We start from the raw sequence: 17,182 nt of genomic DNA, 5'->3' as shown, positions 1-17,182 counted from the left end.
ACGGTCCTCAGCGCTCCCAGACGAAGACCCGCTCGAGGCGGGTGGACGGCTGGTCCTGGACGAGGTTCAGTGCGGTCGAGGTGAACGCCAGCGTGCTGCCGTCGCCGTCGAGATACGGCATGGACGACACCGCGCCGGTGCTCGCCGGGTACTGGCCCCGACGGTTGCGCACGACCGCCTCCACGGTCCTGGTCGTCCGGTCCCAGACGTAGACCTGGTGCGCCCCGGAGGTCCCGGGCACCAGGTCGGTGGCGGAGCTGGAGAAGGCGACGTGGCGACCGTTGCCGCTGACCTGCGCCTGGCCGCCGCCCGCGGCGCTGGGCCCGCCGGACGCCGTACGGTCCACCAGCCGACTGGTCTGCTTGTCGGCGTCGTGCAAGTACACGTGCGCGACGCCTGCGGCGTCGAGGTCCGTGTAGGCCAGGTAGCGCCCGGTGTTGCTGAGCGACGGGTGACCGAAGGCCTGGGCGGCCGTGCGGGGGCCGGTAGCGGTGTCCACCACGGTCCGCGCCCCCGTTGCGGTGTCGAGGCGGACGAGCTCGTACGACGGCACGCCGCCCGCCGCCGATCCCTGGACGAAGGCGACGTAGCGACCGTCGGCGCTCAGCGACGGGATGGTGGCCTCGTCGGGTCGGTCCGACGGGGTTGCGACGAGGCCGTCGACGAGCGGGGTGGTGGTGCGCGCGGCGACGTCGTAGGAGAACATCCGGGCCAGCCACGTCGCCCCGTCGGAGCTGGTGGTCTGCGTGTAGACCACCTTCGACGCGTCGTCGCTGATCCCGACGGTGTACCAGTCGATGATCTGGGTGCCCGGGGTCGCGGTGCGCGCGATGATGCGGGACGTGCCGGTGCGTGTGTTGACCAGGCGGACGGCGGCCTGGTCGAAGGGGCCCTCCTTGCTCGCGAACACGACGTAGCGACCGTTCCCGCTGATCGCCGCGTTGCCGATGAGATAGCCGTCGGCGCCGTGGCTCAGGCGTGTGGTCACCCCCGTCGCGGTGTCCCGGAGGTAGACGTAGCGCCCGAGATCGCCCGGCTCGTTCGGCACGAGGAAGGGCTGGTGGGAGGCGAAGACGACGTAGCGGCCGTCGTCGCTGATGCCCCGGGCGAAGCTGCCGTTGGGACCGGACTCCGGCGACGCGACGCTCGCCAGGCTGAGGTGGTTGTCGACGGCCGCGACGGCGGCCTGGGACAACGAGACCGGGACGACGGAGGCGCAGAGCGCCAGGACGAGACGGGTACGTGGCATGGACGCAACGATGGGACGCGGGCGGACTGCGCGGGCGTCCGGCGACCGCCTTTACCTCACGTGAGGCACGAGGCGGCGCCTCGACGACCCACACCGGTGCTCGAGCTCGGGGGAGACCCCGTACGACAGGGAGTCACGAACGAAGAGGCCCCGGGTCGCCCCGAGGCCTCTTGCTGTGTGTCCGAGGGGGGACTTGAACCCCCACGCCCTAATACGGGCACTAGCACCTCAAGCTAGCGCGTCTGCCAATTCCGCCACCCGGACGAGTGCTGGAGAACAGTAGCAAAGCGCTCGGCCCGACATTGAATCGGGGAGGGTGCGCACTCGTGGGGCAGGATGGACGGCATGGAACACGCGCCGACCGACCCCGCGACGGACTCCAGTTACGACCCCGGCTACGACCCGGCGGCCGAGGTCGTCGAGCTGTGTCGCGAGCTGATCGCGATCGACACGTCCAACTACGGCACCGACGACGGACCGGGGGAGCGCAAGGCCGCCGAGTACGTCGCCACGCTGCTCGACGAGGTCGGGATCGAGGCGCAGGTCATCGAGGGCAGGCCCGGGCGGTCCAACGTGGTGGCGCGCTGGGGCGGCGGCGACGGCCGCGCCCCGCTGCTGCTGCACGGCCACCTCGACGTCGTCCCGGCCGAGGCGTCGGACTGGCAGGTCGACCCCTTCAGCGGCGAGGTCCGGGACGGGCACGTGTGGGGTCGCGGTGCGGTCGACATGAAGGACTTCGACGCGATGCTGCTGAGCGTCGTACGTGCTCGCGCGGGCGCCGGCGCGGCGCCCGAGCGCGAGGTGGTGCTCTGCTTCACCGCCGACGAGGAGGCGGGCGGCCATCACGGCGCCGGGATCCTCGTCGAGGACCACCCCGACCTGTTCGCCGACTGCTCCGAGGCGGTCGGGGAGGTGGGCGGCTTCTCGGCCACCGTGCGCGGGCGCCGGGTGTACCTCATCGAGGCCGCCGAGAAGGGCATGGCGTGGATGCGGCTGACGGCGCGCGGGCGGGCCGGGCACGGGTCGATGATCAACGACGACAACGCCGTGACGCGGCTGGCGGGAGCGGTCGCCCGCATCGGCGCACACCAGTGGCCGGTGCGGCTGACCCCGACCATGGAGGTCCTGCTCGCGACCATCGGCGACCTCGCCGGCACGGAGGCCACTCCCGACAACGCGGAGGCGCTCGTCGAGGAGTTCGGTGACGCGGCCCGCATGCTCGGAGCGGTCATCCGCAACACGGCCAACCCGACCATGCTGAAGGCCGGCTACAAGACCAACGTCATCCCCACCGACGCCCATGCCACGGTCGACGGTCGCTTCCTGCCGGGCTACGAGGACGAGTTCTTCGCCACCCTCCACGAGCTGGCCGGCGATGGCATCGAGTTCGACTTCGAGTCCAAGCAGGACCCGTGGGAGACGCCGTACGACGGCGACCTGGTCACCGCGATGACCCGCAGCCTGCTCGCCGAGGACCCGGACGCCCTCGTGGCGCCGTACCTGATGAGCGGCGGCACCGACGCCAAGCACTTCCGCCGGCTCGGCATGCGCTCCTACGGCTTCGCGCCGCTGCGGCTGCCCGCCGATCTCGACTTCACCGCGCTCTTCCACGGCGTCGACGAGAGGGTGCCGGTCGACGCGCTGGAGTTCGGCGCGCGCGTCTTCGACCGGTTCCTCGAGCACGCCTGATCCGCCCGGGCGCGACTGCTGCGGGGATCGCGCGCGCCAGGACCGGGTGGACGTTCCGGGGCCGCACCGGCGGGAATGCGCCGGGCTGTGGCACAGTTGCCACCGTTAGAGCTTGCGTGCTCTGGGGGCGGTGAAACTCCGCACCGGCGGTCACAGTCCGCGACCCGACCACCGCCAGTGGCCGGTTGACCAGGTGGAACTCCTGGACCGACGGTCAAAGTCCGGATGAGAAGTGCACGCTGACGGCTCACGCCCCGCCCGTAGACGGGCGGCGCGCACCGTCGCCCGCCCCCCGTGAGTCCGCACCACCGGACCGGAGGCGGAGATGACGAGGATGGAGGCGGAGCGCCGCGCCATGCAGCGCGCCCTCGAGCTCGCGGTGACCCCCGGCGTGCCGCTCGGACCCAACCCCCGTGTCGGCTGCGTGCTGCTGGCGCCCGACGGCGGCACGATCGCCGAAGGATTCCATCGCGGTGCCGGCACGCCGCACGCCGAGGTCGACGCCCTGGCCCGGGCCGGCGGGGCCGCCCGCGGAGCGACCGCCGTGGTCACGCTGGAGCCCTGCAACCACACCGGACGCACCGGCCCGTGCAGCGAGGCGCTCCTCGCCGCCGGCGTACGCCGCGTCGTGTTCGCGCAGTCCGACCCCAACCCGGTCGCTCGCGGCGGCGCCGACCGCCTGTCGGGGGCCGGCGTCGAGGTCGAGGGGGGCCTGCTGTCGGCCGAGGCACAGGCCGTCAACCGCGCCTGGACGTTCGCGGTCAGCCACGGTCGCCCGTTCGTCACCTGGAAGTTCGCCACCACGCTCGACGGTCGCAGCGCCGCCGTCGACGGCACCAGCCGCTGGGTGTCCAGCCGCGCGGCCCGGGTCGACACCCACCGTCTCCGCGCGCAGTGCGACACGATGCTCGTCGGCACCAACACCGTCGTGGTCGACGACCCGCGGCTCACCGTCCGCGACGAGCTGGACCGGCCGCTCCCGGTCCAGCCGCTGCGCGCCGTCATGGGACTGCGCGACCTGCCGGCGGACCGCCGGGTGCTGGACGCGCAGGCCGAGACCGTGCACCTGCGCACCCGTGACCCCGCGGCGGCACTGGCCCGCCTGCACGAGCGCGAGCGCCGCCACGTGTTCCTCGAGGGCGGACCGACTCTCGCCCGCGCGTTCCTGCAGGCCGGACTGGTGGACGAGGTCGTGGCCTACGTCGCTCCGATGCTGCTCGGCGCGGGCGCCAGCGCCGTCGCCGACCTGGGCATCGCCACGATCGCCGACGCCCTGCACCTGCGGGTCACCGACGTGCACGTGCTGCCCGGCCGCGACGGCGAGGACACCAACGTGCGCCTCACCATGACCCCCACCCGCATGACCCCCACCCACACCAACCCCACTCACCACGCCAGCAGGAGGACCTGATGTTCACCGGGATCGTCGAGGAGCTCGGCACCGTCGCCGAGGTCACGGACCAGGGTGACGCCGTCCGGCTCACCGTCGAGGCCGGCACGGTGCTCGAGGGCACCGGGCTGGGCGACTCGATCTCCGTCAACGGGTGCTGCCTCACCGTCGCCGAGCTCGGAGACGGGCGCTGGACCGCTGACGTGATGCAGGAGACGCTCGACAAGACCTCGCTCGCCGGCGTCCAGCCCGGCGACCGGGTCAACCTCGAGCGCGCGGTCACCGTCGACAAGCGGCTCGGCGGGCACATCGTGCAGGGCCACGTCGACGGCGTCGGCGAGGTGCTCACCCGCACGCCCAGCGAGCACTGGGACGTCGTGGAGATCTCGCTGCCCGAACACCTGTCCCGCTACCTCGTCGACAAGGGCTCGATCACCGTCGACGGCGTCAGCCTGACGGTCGTCGAGGCCCGCGAGTCCAGCTTCACCGTCAGCCTGATCCCCGAGACCCTGGCCCGGACCACCCTCGGCACCCGCCGCCCGGGTGACCTGGTCAACCTCGAGGCCGACGTTCTCGCCAAGCACGTCGAGAAGCTGCTCGGCGCCTACACACCCGGAGCCCGCTGATGTCCCTGCTCGAATGGCTGATCCACGGCACCATCCCCGTCCCCGGCGGCGAGCTGGGCGCCCGCGAGGTGATCGGCAACCTCTTCGGCCTCGCCAGCGCGATCCTCGGCATGAAGCGCTTCATGTGGGCCTGGCCGGTCGGCCTGGTCGGCAACGTGCTGCTCTTCACCGTCTTCGCGACCGGTGAGCTCTCCGGACAGATTGAGGACCCGCTCTGGGGACAGGCCGGGCGCCAGGTGTTCTTCGCGCTGGTGTCGGTCTACGGCTGGTGGCGCTGGTCGCAGGTCAGCAGCGCGGGAGGCGCCTCCGACGGGGGCGCCATCGCCCCCCGCTGGGCCACCAACGCCGAGCGGCTGCAGCTCCTCGTGCTGGGCGTCGTGGGCTACGCGACGGCGTACCTGCTGCTCACCCGCGTGCTGGGGTCGTGGGGACCGACCACCGAGGCGTGGATCCTCGCCGGCTCGATGCTCGCGACCTACGGCATGGCCCGCGGCTGGGTCGAGTTCTGGCTGGTGTGGATCCTGGTCGACGTCGTGGGCGTGACGACGCTCGTCCAGGCCGGCTTCTACCCGACGGCCGGGATGTACCTCTTCTACGCGGTGTTCGTGGTGGTCGGCTTCCTCGTGTGGCTGCGTGACGCCCGGACCGTCGTCGACACCTCCGCGGTGGACGAGGACGCGGTGATCCCGGCATGAGCGGCACCACGAGCGGCACCCCGGGCGGCGTCAGGCTGGACTCCGTCGAGCGGGCCGTGGCCGACATCGCCGCGGGCCGGGCCGTGGTCGTCGTCGACGACGAGGACCGCGAGAACGAGGGCGACATCATCTTCGCCGCCGCCAAGGCGACGCCGGAGCTGATGGCGTTCACCATCCGCCACTCCAGCGGCGTCATCTGCGTCCCGATGCCGGGGGACATGCTGGAGCGGCTGGAGATCCCGCTGATGACACCGCACAACAAGGACAAGCTGCGTACGGCGTACACGATCTCGGTGGACGCCCGCGACGGCGTCACCACCGGCATCAGCGCGGCCGACCGGGCCCGCACCGCGCGCGCCCTCGCGGACTCGGCGACCGAGCCGTGGGAGCTGACCCGGCCCGGCCACGTCTTCCCGCTGCGCTACCGCGAGGGCGGCGTGCTGGTACGCCGCGGGCACACCGAGGCGGCGGTCGACCTCGCCCGGCTCGCGGGGCTCACCCCGGCGGGCGTCCTGGTCGAGGTCGTCAACGACGACGGCACCATGAAGCGCGCCCCCGAGCTGCGCGACTTCGCGGACGAGCACGGGCTGGCGATGATCTCCATCGAGGACCTCGTGCGATACCGGCGGCGTCACGAGCGACACGTCGAGCGGGTCGCCGAGACCCGGCTGCCGACCCGGCACGGCGACTTCACCGCCTACGGCTACCGCATCACCATCGACGGCAGTGAGCACGTCGCCCTGGCCCACGGCGACATCTCGGGCGAGGAGCCCGTGCTCACCCGCGTCCACAGCGAGTGCCTGACCGGTGACGTCTTCGCCAGCCAGCGGTGCGACTGCGGTCCCCAGCTGGACGAGGCGCTGCGTGCGGTCGTGGCCGCCGGCAGGGGAGTGGTCATCTACCTGCGCGGCCACGAGGGTCGCGGCATCGGCCTCGTCGCCAAGCTGCAGGCCTACCAGCTGCAGGACGGGGGCCGCGACACCGTCGACGCCAACCTCGACCTCGGCCTGCCCGCGGACGCCCGCCACTACGGCACCGCCACCCAGGTGCTGCGCGACCTGGGGATCGACGCGGTCCGGCTGATGACCAACAACCCGGACAAGGTCGCCAGCCTGGAGGACTTCGGGATCACGGTGACCGAGCGGGTGCCCCTGACGCCGCACCCGACCGACCACAACCTCGGCTACCTGCAGACCAAGCGCGACCGGATGGGGCACGACCTGCCCGACCTGGTCGTCGAGCTCGCGACCGACCACCAGTCCGAGCACGAGACCCAGCACGAGACCCAGCACGAGGCCCAGCACGAGGCCCAGCACGAAGGAGAGCACGCATGAGCGGCGCCGGAGCACCCACGTCCCAGCCCTTCGACGCCGGCGACCTGCGGGTCGCCGTCGTGGCGGCGAGCTGGCACACCGAGGTCATGGACGGACTCGTCGGGGGCGCCCGCCGGGCCCTGGCGGCGTACGGCATCGCCGAGCCGGAGGTCCTGCGCGTGCCCGGCACCTTCGAGCTGCCGGTCGTGGCGGCCGCCCTGGCGCGGAGCGGGTACGACGCGGTGGTCGCTCTCGGCGTCGTGATCCGCGGCGGCACGCCGCACTTCGACTACGTCTGCTCGGCGGCGACCGACGGCCTCACCCAGGTGAGCGTCGAGCACGCGATGCCGGTGGGCTTCGGGGTGCTGACGTGCGACACCGAGGAGCAGGCGCTCGACCGTGCCGGCCTGCCCGGGTCGGCGGAGGACAAGGGCTGGGAGGCAACCGCCGCCGCGCTCGACACGGCCCGGGTCGTCCGCGCCGTGCTGCGGGTCGGCCGGTACTGACCACCGCCCCGGGGCGGAGTCACGACGTGCGGTCGCTCTTGTCCTGCAGTCGGTCGATGTGCTCGGACGCCTGGGCCTTGGTGAGGTCACCGGGCAGCTCCTCGCCGGCCTCGCGGGCGAGGGTGTCGAGGTAACTGCGCTGGGCGCCGGTCATCGGCTCGTCGCCGGTCACCCATTGCTCCGGGTCCTTGCGCGTCGTGTCGCCCTGGGTGCCGCCGAGCGTGCCGCCCAGGGTGTCGTTGGTCGGGTCGTCCGAATGCGTGTTCGAATCGCTCATGGCTCGACATTACCTCGCCGTGCCGACAGCGCAACCCCGCGTGCCGCGGTCCGCGCACGGGACCGGGGACCGGTGCGGGCGCCCCGCGCCGTAGGCTGGCACTCGTGAAGACGTTCGAGGACCTGTGGGCGGAGCTGTCCACCAAGGCCGCGGAGCGCCCCGAGGGGTCCGGCACCGTGCAGCAGCTCGACGCCGGCGTCCATGCCATCGGCAAGAAGCTGCTGGAGGAGGCCGCCGAGTCGTGGATGGCCGCCGAGCACGAGGGCAAGGAGGCGACGGCACTGGAGATCAGCCAGCTGCTCTACCACGCGCAGGTGCTGATGCTCGCCTCCGGCCTGACCCTCGACGACGTCTACGCCCACCTGTGACCCCCTCAGTGAGCCAGCCATGACCCTTCGCATCGCCGTCCCCAACAAGGGGTCGCTGTCCCAGGCCGCCACCGAGATCCTGCGCGAGTCCGGCTACCGCCAGCGCAGCGACACCAAGGAGCTGGCCCTCGTCGACGCCGAGAACGACGTCGAGTTCTTCTACCTGCGCCCGCGCGACATCGCGCTCTACGTCGGCGAGGGCACCCTCGACGTCGGCATCACCGGCCGGGACCTGCTGCTCGACTCCGGCGCCAAGGCCGACGAGGTGCTGAGCCTGGGGTTCGGCCGCTCGCGGTTCCACTTCGCCGGGCCGGCCGGGCGCTACTCCTCGCTGGAGGACCTGCGGGGGCTGCGCATCGCGACGTCGTACGTCGGCGTGGTCGAGGACTACCTGTTCCGACACGGCGTCGACGCCACCGTGACCCGACTCGACGGTGCCGTCGAGACGAGCATCCAGCTCGGGGTGGCAGACGTGATCGCCGACGTCGTGGAGACCGGCTCGACGCTGCGCGCGGCCGGCCTGGCGACCTTCGGGGAGGTCATCCTCGAGTCCGAGGCCGTGCTGATCGCCCGCGGCGGCGCGGTGCCCGAGGAGTTCGAGGTGTTCCGCCGCCGGCTCGAGGGCGTCCTGGTGGCACGCAGCTACGTGATGATGGACTACGACATCGAGGAGGCCCACCTCGACGAGGCGACGCGGCTGGCGCCGGGCCGCGAGGGGCCGACCATCTCGCCGCTGGGCAAGCCCGGCTGGGTGGCGGTACGCGTGATGGTCCCGCGGAGCGGCTCCCAGCGCCTGATGGACGAGCTGTGGTCCGTCGGCGCCCGCGCCATCCTCCTCACGGACATCCATGCCTGCCGGCTCTGAGCCCACCCCGGGCTCCGGCCTGCCGTCGCTGCCGCACACCTGGCGGCCGGTGGGCGTGCGGATCGCCGTGCTCGGAGTCGGGCTGATGCTCTTCGTGGTGTGCGCCGCGGCGTGGTTCGGCTTCGACGAGTCCGTCCGCGACCGGTTCAACCTGCTCCAGCGCCTCACGCTCCTCCTGCTGGGGGCCGGCTTCGTCGCGTGCGGCTGGGCGCTCGCCCGAGCCCGCGTGACCGCCGAGATGGAGGCGTTGGTCGTGGTCAACGGGTTCCGGACCCGGCACCTCGACTGGGAGCAGGTGCTGGCGGTCCACCTGCCGGAGGGCGCGCCGTGGGCGACGCTCGACCTCGCCGACGGCACGACCATCTCGGCCATGGCCTTCCAGGGCTCGGACGGCCGTCACGCCCGCGACGGCGTACGCCAGCTGCGCGCCCTCATCGACCGCGCCGGCTCCCCGGACTCCTAGCCGCGCTGCAGGGCGGAGATGCCCCACGACACCGACAGCTCGTCGCCCTCGGACCCCGCCGGGGCGAGGGTGACCACGTCGGTGCCGGAGTTGAAGGCGTCGGCCGGGGCGGTCATCGGCTCCACGGCCAGCGCCGGACGCGGGGGATCGACCGGCGGGGTGTAGAGCTGGAGCCAGCGGTGGGTCTCGTCGACCCAGAGCGCGACGCCGGCCCCGGCCACCGGGTCAACCAGGCTCACCGTGGCGCGCCCGTCCTCGTGCGCGAGGTCGCCGTAGCCGTCGTCGAGCACCATGTCGCCGATGCGCCGGGGCGAGGTGAAGTCGTGCGCGCCCGACACCGGCTCCGTGCCGGTCGGCAGCTGCCGGTCGTCGACGAGGACGCGGGTGTGCGCCGGGACCGTCAGCTCGAGGTCCTCGATCGCGTCACCGACGCACAGGTAGGGGTGGGCGCCACTGGCGTACGGCGCGGGCTCGGCCGAGAGGTTGGTGGCCGTCTGCGTCACCACGAGCCCGTCGGCGGAGAGGTCGTAGAGAACGTGCAGGTCGAGCGTCCACGGGTAGCCGGTCTGGGCCATCAGCCGGTAGACCAGCGAGACCGACGTGTCGGTGTGCTCCTCGAGGGTCCAGGCCGCCCAGCGCGCCAGGCCGTGCGAGGCGTTGCCGCGACCCGGGTCGGTCAGGCCGAGCTGGAGGTCGCGACCGCCGAAGGAGTAGCGGCCGTCGCGGATGCGGTTGGGCCACGGCATGAGCAGCTGGCCGCGACCGCCCCCGGACATCTCGGTCTCAGGGAAGCCGTGCACGAGGTCGCGCCCCCGGAACCGCAGGCTGCGCAGCGCGGCACCGCTCTCGGTGACGACAGCGGTGTAGCCAGCCGCTGCGATCTCGAACTGCTCACCGCTGGGAAACACCATGCCGGCCACCCTAGACATCCCCGGTCGGGCGTGGTGCGAGGGTCCTCAGTCGGTGCGGACCACCATGTCGGCGCGCTCGCGCGTCCCCGACCGGGCGAACAGCTCGTCCTCGTCGCGGCGCCACTGCTCCCACTCCGCACGCAGGTGCTCGCCGTCGCGGGCGATCCCACGCGCCAGCCGCAGGTCCGAGGCTGCCTCGACCCACACGAGCAGGCCGACCAGGTGGGCGATGCGCGGCGACCAGCAGCCGACGCCGTCGAGCACCAGGAGTCCGCCCGGCCGCACGCTGCGGGTCTCGGCCCAGCCATCGGCGTACCAGTCCCAGCGCCGCCACCGCCCGGCCCTCCCAGCGGCCAGGGGCGCCAGCAGCGCGGCGACGGTCGCCGCCAGCCCGGGCAGTCCACGCCACCCCTCCAGCAGCTCGTCGCAGTGCACCACCTGCGTTGCCGGTACGACCTCGGCGAGCGCTGCGGACAGCGTGGTCTTGCCGGAGCCGGCGGGCCCGTCCACGCAGACCAGGTGTCCGGGGCCGAGCGTCGGTGGTGCGGCCAGCACGCGATCGGCCACCTGCCGGGCGACCTCCGCGGGGTCAGAAGGCACGGTCGCAGCCGCGGTAGCTGGGCACCACCCCGGTCACCGACTCCCCGCGGACGAGGTGCACGTCGCGCACGTGCTCGAACAGCTCCCCGGACTTGGCGTGGCGGAACCAGACCAGGTCGCCGATGCCGAGGGAGGCGGCGGGGTGCCCGGTCAGCGGCGTCTGGACCTCGCCCGCGCCCTCCAGTCCGGTGAGCCGTAGTCCCGGTGGCGCCCAGGGCAGGGGGGACCGGTCCGCCCCGGTGGGGCCGCTCGCGACGAGCCCGCCGCCGTGGACGGTCGCGATGGCGGCCGTGGGCCTGCGGGTGACGCGGAGGCCGAAGAAGGCAGCGGGCCGCGGCTCGAAGCTGGCGTAGTGGTCGAAGACGCCCGGGACGAGCAGGCCCGATCCGGCGGCGATCTCGGTGACCGCGTCGTCGGCGGCCGTCGCCTCGACCGACCCGGACCCGCCGCCGTTCCAGAACTCCAGGTCGGCGACCTGCGCCAGGGCCGCGGCGATCTCGCGACGCCGCGCCGTCAGCTGCGCCATCGACGCCTGCTTGAGCCGACGTACCACCGCCGATCGGGCGCGCTGGCCGGGAACCCGGTCCTGGACACCGGCGACCTGCCCCTCGTAGGTCATCACGCCCACCAGGCGGAACCCCTCGCGCTCGACCACGCACCGCGCCATCGCGACCACGTCGGCGGTGTCGAACAGGGGCGAGCGCTTCGGCCCGACGTGCTGCGCACCGAGCCGCAGCCCGGCGTCCACGTCGAGCGCGACCCGGACCGGCACGGCGCGCGAGGAGCGGGTGGCGTCGATCGCGTCGAGGTGTGCCGGGTCGTCGACCATGAGGGTGATCGCGGCCGCCGCGGAGGGCGAGGCCGTGAGCCGGCGCAGGGCAGCAGCGTCGACGGACGGGTAGGCCACGACGATGTCGTCGCTCACGCCGGTCTCGTGGAGCCACAGCGCCTCGGCGACCGTGTACGCCAGCACGCCGGAGAACCCGGGGTGGGCGAGGGCGCGCTCGATGAGGGCCGGGACGCGCAGGGACTTCGACGCCACGCGGACCGGCTTGCCGCCGGCACGGCGCGCGAGGTCGTCGGCGTTGGCGTCGAAGGCGTCGAGGTCGACGACGGCGATCGGGGTGGCGGGAGGCTCCGGGAGCGAGGCGACAGCGGCGGCGAGCCGCGCCCACAGGCGGTTGCGGTCGATGAGACCGTCGCTCACTCGATGCCCCGCTTGCGCAGCAGCGCCTCGATGTCGCCGAGGTCGTCGTCGACCACGGGGGACCCGCCACTGCTGGCGGAGGACTGAGGCAGGGAGCGGTCCCGCGGGGCCGGCCGCGTGCCGGACTGCGCCCGGCCCAGCTGCCGGTCGCGCAGGATGCCGCTGACGACGAGCAGCAGGACTGCCAGCCCGGCCAGCGCGACCCCGGCCCAGGTGCGTACGTCGAAGACGAGCGAGGTCGCCCAGTCGGTCACCGAGCCGGCGATCTCCACCACGACCTCGAGCGTGCCCGTCAGCCACGCCGCCGCCGGCAGCAGGGTGAAGCCGAGCGCCCGCAAGCCGTTGGCGGCACCTCGCCGACGGAAGGCGATCCACGTCCAGATGGCTCCCGCCACGGTGAGAGCTGCGGTCAGTGCGGCCCAGGTAGTCCCTTCCACGGCCCCAGAGTCCCACAACGGTCCAGCGGTCGGGGACAATGGCGGCGTGCCGCACGACGACCCCCCGCCCGCGCCCGAGCCGCACTCCGGCACGCTCGAGCGCACGATCCCCGACCCCGGGTTCGCCGACGACACCGGCGCGGCCGACCCGGTCCTGCGACGGCTGCTCGACGGGCACCGGGCCGGCACGGTGTCGTCCGGCGACGTCCTCGCCGTCCTGCAGGATGCGCGGCTGCTGGTGCCGGTCGTCGCCGTGCTCGGTGATGTCGAGCACGACGAACGTGGTCTGGCGCACGACAAGTCCTCCGACATGGCGGCCGTGCTCGTCCGCGCCGCGGATGGCAGCACCGGCCTGTTGGCGTTCACCTCCACGGAGACGATGGCGCGCTGGGACCCCTCGGCCCGCCCGGTGCCGGTCACGGCTGCGACCGCTGCCACGGCGGCGATCCAGGACGGTGCCGAGGCGCTGCTGGTCGACCTCGCCGGCCCGGCGACGTACGTCGTCGACGGCGAGGACCTGGCCCGGCTGGGCGCGGGCTGGCGTCTGGTGGCGCTCGGTGACGCTCGCGGCGGCCACGGCTGGATTGGCCCCTCGACGGAATGATCGGCTAGTCTTCTGTGTTGACCGATCAGTGACGCCACCTGCACCACGGCGCCACCGATCCCGCCAAGCGGAGTCGAGCACCACCCGTCTCCCACCCGCACCGATCGCCCTGCACCACAGATCGTCGGGTCCCGGTCCTGTGCCGCAGCCGCCGACGTGACGGATGCGGACACCTCCAGTCTCCCCGCGAGGGGGGACGGGCGATGACTGGCTCCCGCTTGGCAGCAGCGGGAGCCATTGTGCATTTTCCGGCCCACACGGAATGCGGCACGGGTTCCCACCCACCCGAACCACTGGAGGACCCATCAGCACCGAGCTGCGCATCAACGAGCGGATCCGCGTACCCGAGGTCCGGCTCGTCGGACCCAACGGCGAGACCGTTGGCATCGTGCCGACCGACCAGGCACTCAAGCTGGCCCAGGAGGCCGACCTCGACCTCGTCGAGATCGCTCCGCAGGGACGCCCCCCGGTCTGCAAGCTCATGGACTACGGCAAGTTCAAGTACGAGAACGCCCAGAAGGCTCGTGAGGCGCGCCGCAACCAGACGAACGTGATCATCAAGGAGATGAAGCTTCGTCCCAAGATCGACTCGCACGACTACGAGACCAAGAAGGGTCACGTCGTGCGGTTCCTGGGGGCCGGCGACAAGGTCAAGATCACGATCATGTTCCGCGGTCGTGAGCAGCACCGCCCCGAGCTGGGCTTCCGCCTGCTCCAGAAGCTGGCCGAGGACGTCCAGGAGCTCGGCTTCGTCGAGTCCGCGCCGAAGCAGGACGGCCGCAACATGACGATGGTCATCGGCCCGCACAAGAAGAAGGCCGACGCCAAGATCGACGCCGAGGCCGCTCGCGCCACCAAGGCGCAGGCGCGTGCCGAGCAGAAGGCCGAGGAGGACGCCGAGCGCGAAGCAGCCCACGCTGCCGGGCCGGTCGCACAGAAGAAGGAGCGTCGCCGCTCCGAGAACCTCGACGCCGACATCGACGTCTGAGCCGCGGCGCACGCCGTCCGACGGCCGGGTCCGCCCGGCCGCCCACGAGTTCCGCCGCCCCGGCCGGTCAGCCGCCGGGGCAGCACCACAGAGGAGAGAACAACATGCCGAAGAACAAGACCCACTCGGGCACCAGCAAGCGCTTCAAGGTGACCGGCTCGGGCAAGGTCCGTCGTCTGCAGGCCGGGCGCAAGTCCGGCGCTGCGTTCGCGTCCGCGCCGACCACGGGCAGCCGCAAGAAGCACCGCCGCAACGCCGGCATGGTCGAGCTCGAGAAGTCCGACGTCAAGCGCGTCAAGAAGATGCTCGGCATCTGAGCCTCGTCCACCTGGTGGCTCGGCCGCCGTCCCGTCTTCATCCCCTTTGCACCAAGGAGTAGCACCATGGCACGCGTCAAGCGCGCAGTGAACGCCCAGAAGAAGCGTCGTACCACCCTCGAGCGCGCCAGCGGCTACCGCGGCCAGCGCTCGCGGCTCTACCGCAAGGCCAAGGAGCAGGTCACCCACTCCCTGGTCTACAGTTACAACGACCGGCGCAAGAACAAGGGCAACTTCCGCAAGCTGTGGATCCAGCGCATCAACGCTGCCGCCCGCGCCAACGGCATGACCTACAACCGCTTCATCCAGGGCCTCGGCCTGGCGGGCATCGAGGTCGACCGCAAGATCCTCGCCGAGCTCGCCGTCAACGACGCCCCGGCGTTCGCGGCGCTCGTCGAGGCCGCGAAGGCCGCGCTGCCCGAGGACGTCAACGCGCCCAAGGTCTCCGCCTGAGCCAGATGAGCGCTCCGCTGACCGCTGGCAACAGCCGCGTCAAGGAGGCTCGCAAGTTGAGCCGCCGCTCGGTCCGCACCGAGCGGCGGCTCTTCCTCGCCGACGGCCCGAAGGCCGTCGAGGGGGCCCTGTCCGTCGACTGCGTCGTCGAGGTCTTCGCCACCGAGCGGGCGGTCGAGCAGTACGCCGACCAGCTCCGCGGCGCCGCGGTCACGCTGGTCGACGACCGTGCCCTCGCCGGGCTGTCCGACTCGAGCACCCCGGCCGGGGTCGTGGCGCTGTGCCGCTTCGTCGACGTACCCGTGGGCGAGCTGCTCGAGGCGAGCCGGGCGCCTCTGGTGCTGTGCGCCGACGTGCGCGACCCCGGCAACGCGGGCACCATCATCCGCACCGCCGACGCGGTCGGCGCCGGCGGGGTCGTGCTCACCGGCCACAGCGTGGACCTCTACAACCCCAAGACGGTGCGCGCGTCGGTCGGCTCGCTGTTCCACCTCCCGGTGGCGCTCGTGCCGGACACCGCAGCGGCGGTCGCCGCCGTCCGTGCCGCCGGGATGGCCGTCCTGGCCGCCGACGGAGCCGGTGAGCTCGACCTGTTCGAGATCGACGAGATCCTCGCCGACGAGGTCGCGTGGCTCTTCGGCAACGAGGCGTGGGGCCTGCCCGACGACGTCGCCGCCCTCGCCGACCACCGCGTCCGGATCCCGATCGCCGGACGAGCCGAGAGCCTCAACCTGTCCACCGCGGCGGCGGTGTGCCTCTATGCCACCGCTCGCGCCACACGGGCCTCGCGCCGCTGACCGGCTAGCCTCGCTCGACGATGATCCTCATCGACCCGCCCGCCGTGCCGAGGTGGGACCGCCTGTGGTCCCACCTGGCCAGCGACACCTCGTACGCCGAGGTGCACGCCTTCGCCGCCGCCAACGGTGTTCCTGCACGCGGCTGGGACCGCGACCACTACGACGTGCCGGCGGACGCGTACGCCGGCCTGGTGGCCGCCGGTGCGGTGCCCGTGTCGTCGCGCGAGCTGGTCGCCGCGCTGCGCGCCGCGGGACTGCGACGGCCCAAGGCCAGCACGCGCGACTAGGGTGGCGGCGTGTCCGAGGCCAACGCACCACGCCACCGGGTGGACGGCCGACCCAGCCGGCTGCGCGCCCTCGCCGACATCTACCCCGACGGCGTCCTCGGAGCGAGCAGCGACGGTGTGGTCACGATCCTCAACGCGCAGGCCGCGGCGCTGCTGGGGGTGGACGCCGAGCAGGCGCTCGGGCTGCCCCTGTCCGACGTGCTGCGGCTGCTGGACCAGGACGGCCGGACGTGGTTGCACGTCAACCGTCCTTTCGAGGCGATCTCGATCGTGCGCGGGGTTCCCGAGCAGTCGTGGCTCAACGCGTCCGGCGACGAGGTGCTCACCACCGCGCGCCTGGTGCGCGACGAGCCCCTGGGGCGCGTCGTCGGCATCGCTGTGGGGCTGCGCAGCGGACGGGGACGTGCCCGGCTTGACCGGGACCGCTCCGACCTCGTCGCCACGGTCGCGCACGAGCTCCGCTCGCCGCTGACGGGCGTCAAGGGCTTCGTGCAGGCGCTGCTCAACCGTTGGGACAAGCTCAGCGACGACCAGCGCAAGCTGATGCTGCACACGGTCAACGCCGACGCCGACCGGCTCGCCCGGCTGATCGCGGAGTTGCTCGACGTGGCGCGCATCGACACCGGGCGGCTCCAGCTGTACCCGCGCGAGTCGTCCGCCGAGGTGCTCGTGCGCCGCGTCGTGGACTCGATCGAGGCGGGCACCGCCCGCGAGGTCCGCCTGGAGGTCGAGGACGAACTGCCCGCCGTCTTCGCCGACCCGGACAAGTTCACGCAGGTCGTCACCAACCTCGTCGAGAACGCCATCCGCCACGGCCAGGGCCAGGTGTCGGTCCGGATCGCCGCCTCCGACACCCTCGAGGGCGTGCGGATCACCGTCGACGACGAGGGCGACGGCATCCCGATCGAGCTGCGGCGCCGGGTCTTCACGAAGTTCTGGACCACCGGCGAGTCCGGCGGCAGCGGGCTGGGCATGTACATCGCCGGTGGCCTCTCGCGGGCTCACGGCGGGGCGGTCACGATCGAGGACGCGCCTGGCGGAGGAGCGCGAGTGGTCGTCGACTGGCCGAGCGGCGACCTGCGGCCGGACTGAGCCGAGCGCGCCGGCACCTCCACAGAACCTTCACGAGTCGTCCGCGTC

General features: G+C 72.7%; 22 protein-coding genes, 1 tRNA gene and 1 riboswitch. Of the genes, 16 read left to right on the top strand and 7 right to left on the bottom strand.

Annotated features, from left to right (window positions below):
* Positions 1-7 precede the first annotated feature (7 nt).
* Together J3P41_RS00185 and J3P41_RS00180 are read right to left on the bottom strand one after the other, a co-directional pair.
* Complete coding sequence (locus J3P41_RS00185) at positions 8-1,249, bottom strand: hypothetical protein (protein WP_210443166.1); 1,242 nt, start codon at positions 1,247-1,249, stop codon at positions 8-10.
* Positions 1,250-1,427: 178 nt separating this feature from the next.
* Positions 1,428-1,513: transfer RNA gene (locus J3P41_RS00180), tRNA-Leu, on the bottom strand.
* 81 nt (positions 1,514-1,594) lie between these two features.
* Here J3P41_RS00180 and J3P41_RS00175 point away from each other — a divergent pair.
* From J3P41_RS00175 to ribH, 6 genes are all read left to right on the top strand, one after another.
* Entirely contained in the window at positions 1,595-2,938 is a 1,344-nt protein-coding gene (locus J3P41_RS00175; protein WP_210443163.1) for a M20/M25/M40 family metallo-hydrolase, read from the top strand.
* 112 nt (positions 2,939-3,050) lie between these two features.
* Positions 3,051-3,180: riboswitch (FMN riboswitch) on the top strand.
* A gap of 92 nt (positions 3,181-3,272) precedes the next feature.
* Positions 3,273-4,349, top strand: coding sequence for a bifunctional diaminohydroxyphosphoribosylaminopyrimidine deaminase/5-amino-6-(5-phosphoribosylamino)uracil reductase RibD (gene ribD, locus J3P41_RS00170; RefSeq protein WP_246861408.1), 1,077 nt, complete (start codon positions 3,273-3,275; stop codon positions 4,347-4,349).
* Entirely contained in the window at positions 4,349-4,954 is a 606-nt protein-coding gene (locus J3P41_RS00165) for a riboflavin synthase (protein WP_210443159.1), read from the top strand. Before ribD ends, J3P41_RS00165 begins: the two co-directional genes overlap by 1 nt.
* Positions 4,951-5,649, top strand: a complete 699-nt coding sequence (gene pnuC, locus J3P41_RS00160; protein ID WP_374192867.1) for a nicotinamide riboside transporter PnuC — start codon at positions 4,951-4,953, stop codon at positions 5,647-5,649. Before J3P41_RS00165 ends, pnuC begins: the two co-directional genes overlap by 4 nt.
* Complete coding sequence (locus J3P41_RS00155) at positions 5,646-6,983, top strand: bifunctional 3,4-dihydroxy-2-butanone-4-phosphate synthase/GTP cyclohydrolase II (RefSeq protein WP_210443154.1); 1,338 nt, start codon at positions 5,646-5,648, stop codon at positions 6,981-6,983. Before pnuC ends, J3P41_RS00155 begins: the two co-directional genes overlap by 4 nt.
* Positions 6,980-7,468 (top strand): 6,7-dimethyl-8-ribityllumazine synthase, encoded by a 489-nt coding sequence (gene ribH, locus J3P41_RS00150; RefSeq protein WP_210443151.1) that lies wholly within the window; start codon positions 6,980-6,982, stop codon positions 7,466-7,468. The genes J3P41_RS00155 and ribH overlap by 4 nt, the downstream gene beginning before the upstream one ends.
* 19 nt (positions 7,469-7,487) lie before the next feature.
* On the opposite strand, the gene J3P41_RS00145 is transcribed toward ribH, so the two are convergent.
* Positions 7,488-7,745, bottom strand: a complete 258-nt coding sequence (locus tag J3P41_RS00145; RefSeq protein ID WP_210443149.1) for a DUF3072 domain-containing protein — start codon at positions 7,743-7,745, stop codon at positions 7,488-7,490.
* 104 nt (positions 7,746-7,849) lie between these two features.
* Here J3P41_RS00145 and J3P41_RS00140 point away from each other — a divergent pair, with 104 nt between their 5' ends.
* Genes J3P41_RS00140 through J3P41_RS00130 form a run of 3 tightly spaced genes read left to right on the top strand, consistent with a single transcriptional unit; the run spans position 7,850 to position 9,441 of the window.
* Positions 7,850-8,113: a phosphoribosyl-ATP diphosphatase gene (locus J3P41_RS00140; RefSeq protein WP_172274997.1), complete on the top strand. Its 264-nt coding sequence runs from the start codon at positions 7,850-7,852 to the stop codon at positions 8,111-8,113.
* A 19-nt stretch (positions 8,114-8,132) separates the two neighbouring features.
* Positions 8,133-8,978: an ATP phosphoribosyltransferase gene (gene hisG / locus J3P41_RS00135; RefSeq protein ID WP_210443146.1), complete on the top strand. Its 846-nt coding sequence runs from the start codon at positions 8,133-8,135 to the stop codon at positions 8,976-8,978.
* Entirely contained in the window at positions 8,962-9,441 is a 480-nt protein-coding gene (locus tag J3P41_RS00130) for a PH domain-containing protein (protein ID WP_210443144.1), read from the top strand. Before hisG ends, J3P41_RS00130 begins: the two co-directional genes overlap by 17 nt.
* Here the strand turns inward: J3P41_RS00130 and J3P41_RS00125 are convergent.
* The 4 genes from J3P41_RS00125 to J3P41_RS00110 are packed head-to-tail and all read right to left on the bottom strand — an operon-like array spanning position 9,438 to position 12,596.
* Positions 9,438-10,352 carry an aldose 1-epimerase family protein gene (locus J3P41_RS00125; protein ID WP_210443142.1) on the bottom strand — a complete coding sequence of 305 codons (915 nt, stop codon included), beginning with the start codon at positions 10,350-10,352 and terminating at the stop codon, positions 9,438-9,440. The two genes, J3P41_RS00130 and J3P41_RS00125, sit on opposite strands and share 4 nt — an antisense overlap.
* Before the next feature lie 45 nt (positions 10,353-10,397).
* Positions 10,398-10,952: a 4-amino-4-deoxy-L-arabinose transferase gene (locus J3P41_RS00120; protein WP_307861756.1), complete on the bottom strand. Its 555-nt coding sequence runs from the start codon at positions 10,950-10,952 to the stop codon at positions 10,398-10,400.
* Positions 10,942-12,159, bottom strand: coding sequence for an amino acid deaminase/aldolase (locus J3P41_RS00115; RefSeq protein ID WP_210443140.1), 1,218 nt, complete (start codon positions 12,157-12,159; stop codon positions 10,942-10,944). Before J3P41_RS00115 ends, J3P41_RS00120 begins: the two co-directional genes overlap by 11 nt.
* Positions 12,156-12,596 carry a hypothetical protein gene (locus J3P41_RS00110; RefSeq protein WP_210649821.1) on the bottom strand — a complete coding sequence of 147 codons (441 nt, stop codon included), beginning with the start codon at positions 12,594-12,596 and terminating at the stop codon, positions 12,156-12,158. Before J3P41_RS00110 ends, J3P41_RS00115 begins: the two co-directional genes overlap by 4 nt.
* A 46-nt stretch (positions 12,597-12,642) precedes the next feature.
* Between J3P41_RS00110 and J3P41_RS00105 the strand changes: the two genes are divergently transcribed.
* From J3P41_RS00105 to J3P41_RS00075, 7 genes are all read left to right on the top strand, one after another.
* Positions 12,643-13,200 carry an SseB family protein gene (locus J3P41_RS00105; protein ID WP_307861755.1) on the top strand — a complete coding sequence of 186 codons (558 nt, stop codon included), beginning with the start codon at positions 12,643-12,645 and terminating at the stop codon, positions 13,198-13,200.
* A gap of 262 nt (positions 13,201-13,462) precedes the next feature.
* Positions 13,463-14,188 carry a translation initiation factor IF-3 gene (gene infC / locus J3P41_RS00100; RefSeq protein WP_210443136.1) on the top strand — a complete coding sequence of 242 codons (726 nt, stop codon included), beginning with the start codon at positions 13,463-13,465 and terminating at the stop codon, positions 14,186-14,188.
* A 104-nt stretch (positions 14,189-14,292) separates the two neighbouring features.
* On the top strand, positions 14,293-14,505 hold the full coding sequence (locus tag J3P41_RS00095; RefSeq protein WP_172275023.1) for a 50S ribosomal protein L35: 213 nt from the start codon (positions 14,293-14,295) through the stop codon (positions 14,503-14,505).
* Positions 14,506-14,571: 66 nt separating this feature from the next.
* Positions 14,572-14,958 (top strand): 50S ribosomal protein L20, encoded by a 387-nt coding sequence (rplT, locus tag J3P41_RS00090; protein WP_090971165.1) that lies wholly within the window; start codon positions 14,572-14,574, stop codon positions 14,956-14,958.
* Positions 14,959-14,963: 5 nt separating this feature from the next.
* Positions 14,964-15,755 (top strand): RNA methyltransferase, encoded by a 792-nt coding sequence (locus J3P41_RS00085; RefSeq protein WP_210443133.1) that lies wholly within the window; start codon positions 14,964-14,966, stop codon positions 15,753-15,755.
* Positions 15,756-15,775: 20 nt separating this feature from the next.
* Positions 15,776-16,042 (top strand): DUF4031 domain-containing protein, encoded by a 267-nt coding sequence (locus J3P41_RS00080; protein ID WP_210443131.1) that lies wholly within the window; start codon positions 15,776-15,778, stop codon positions 16,040-16,042.
* A gap of 9 nt (positions 16,043-16,051) precedes the next feature.
* On the top strand, positions 16,052-17,134 hold the full coding sequence (locus tag J3P41_RS00075; protein WP_307861754.1) for an ATP-binding protein: 1,083 nt from the start codon (positions 16,052-16,054) through the stop codon (positions 17,132-17,134).
* The last annotated feature ends 48 nt before the right edge of the window (positions 17,135-17,182 follow it).

Source organism: Nocardioides sp. SYSU D00065 (genome assembly GCF_017916425.1).
Classification (GTDB): domain Bacteria; phylum Actinomycetota; class Actinomycetes; order Propionibacteriales; family Nocardioidaceae; genus Nocardioides.
The sequence above is the reverse complement of the archived record's forward strand: the minus strand, read 5'-3'. Positions and strand labels throughout refer to the sequence as shown.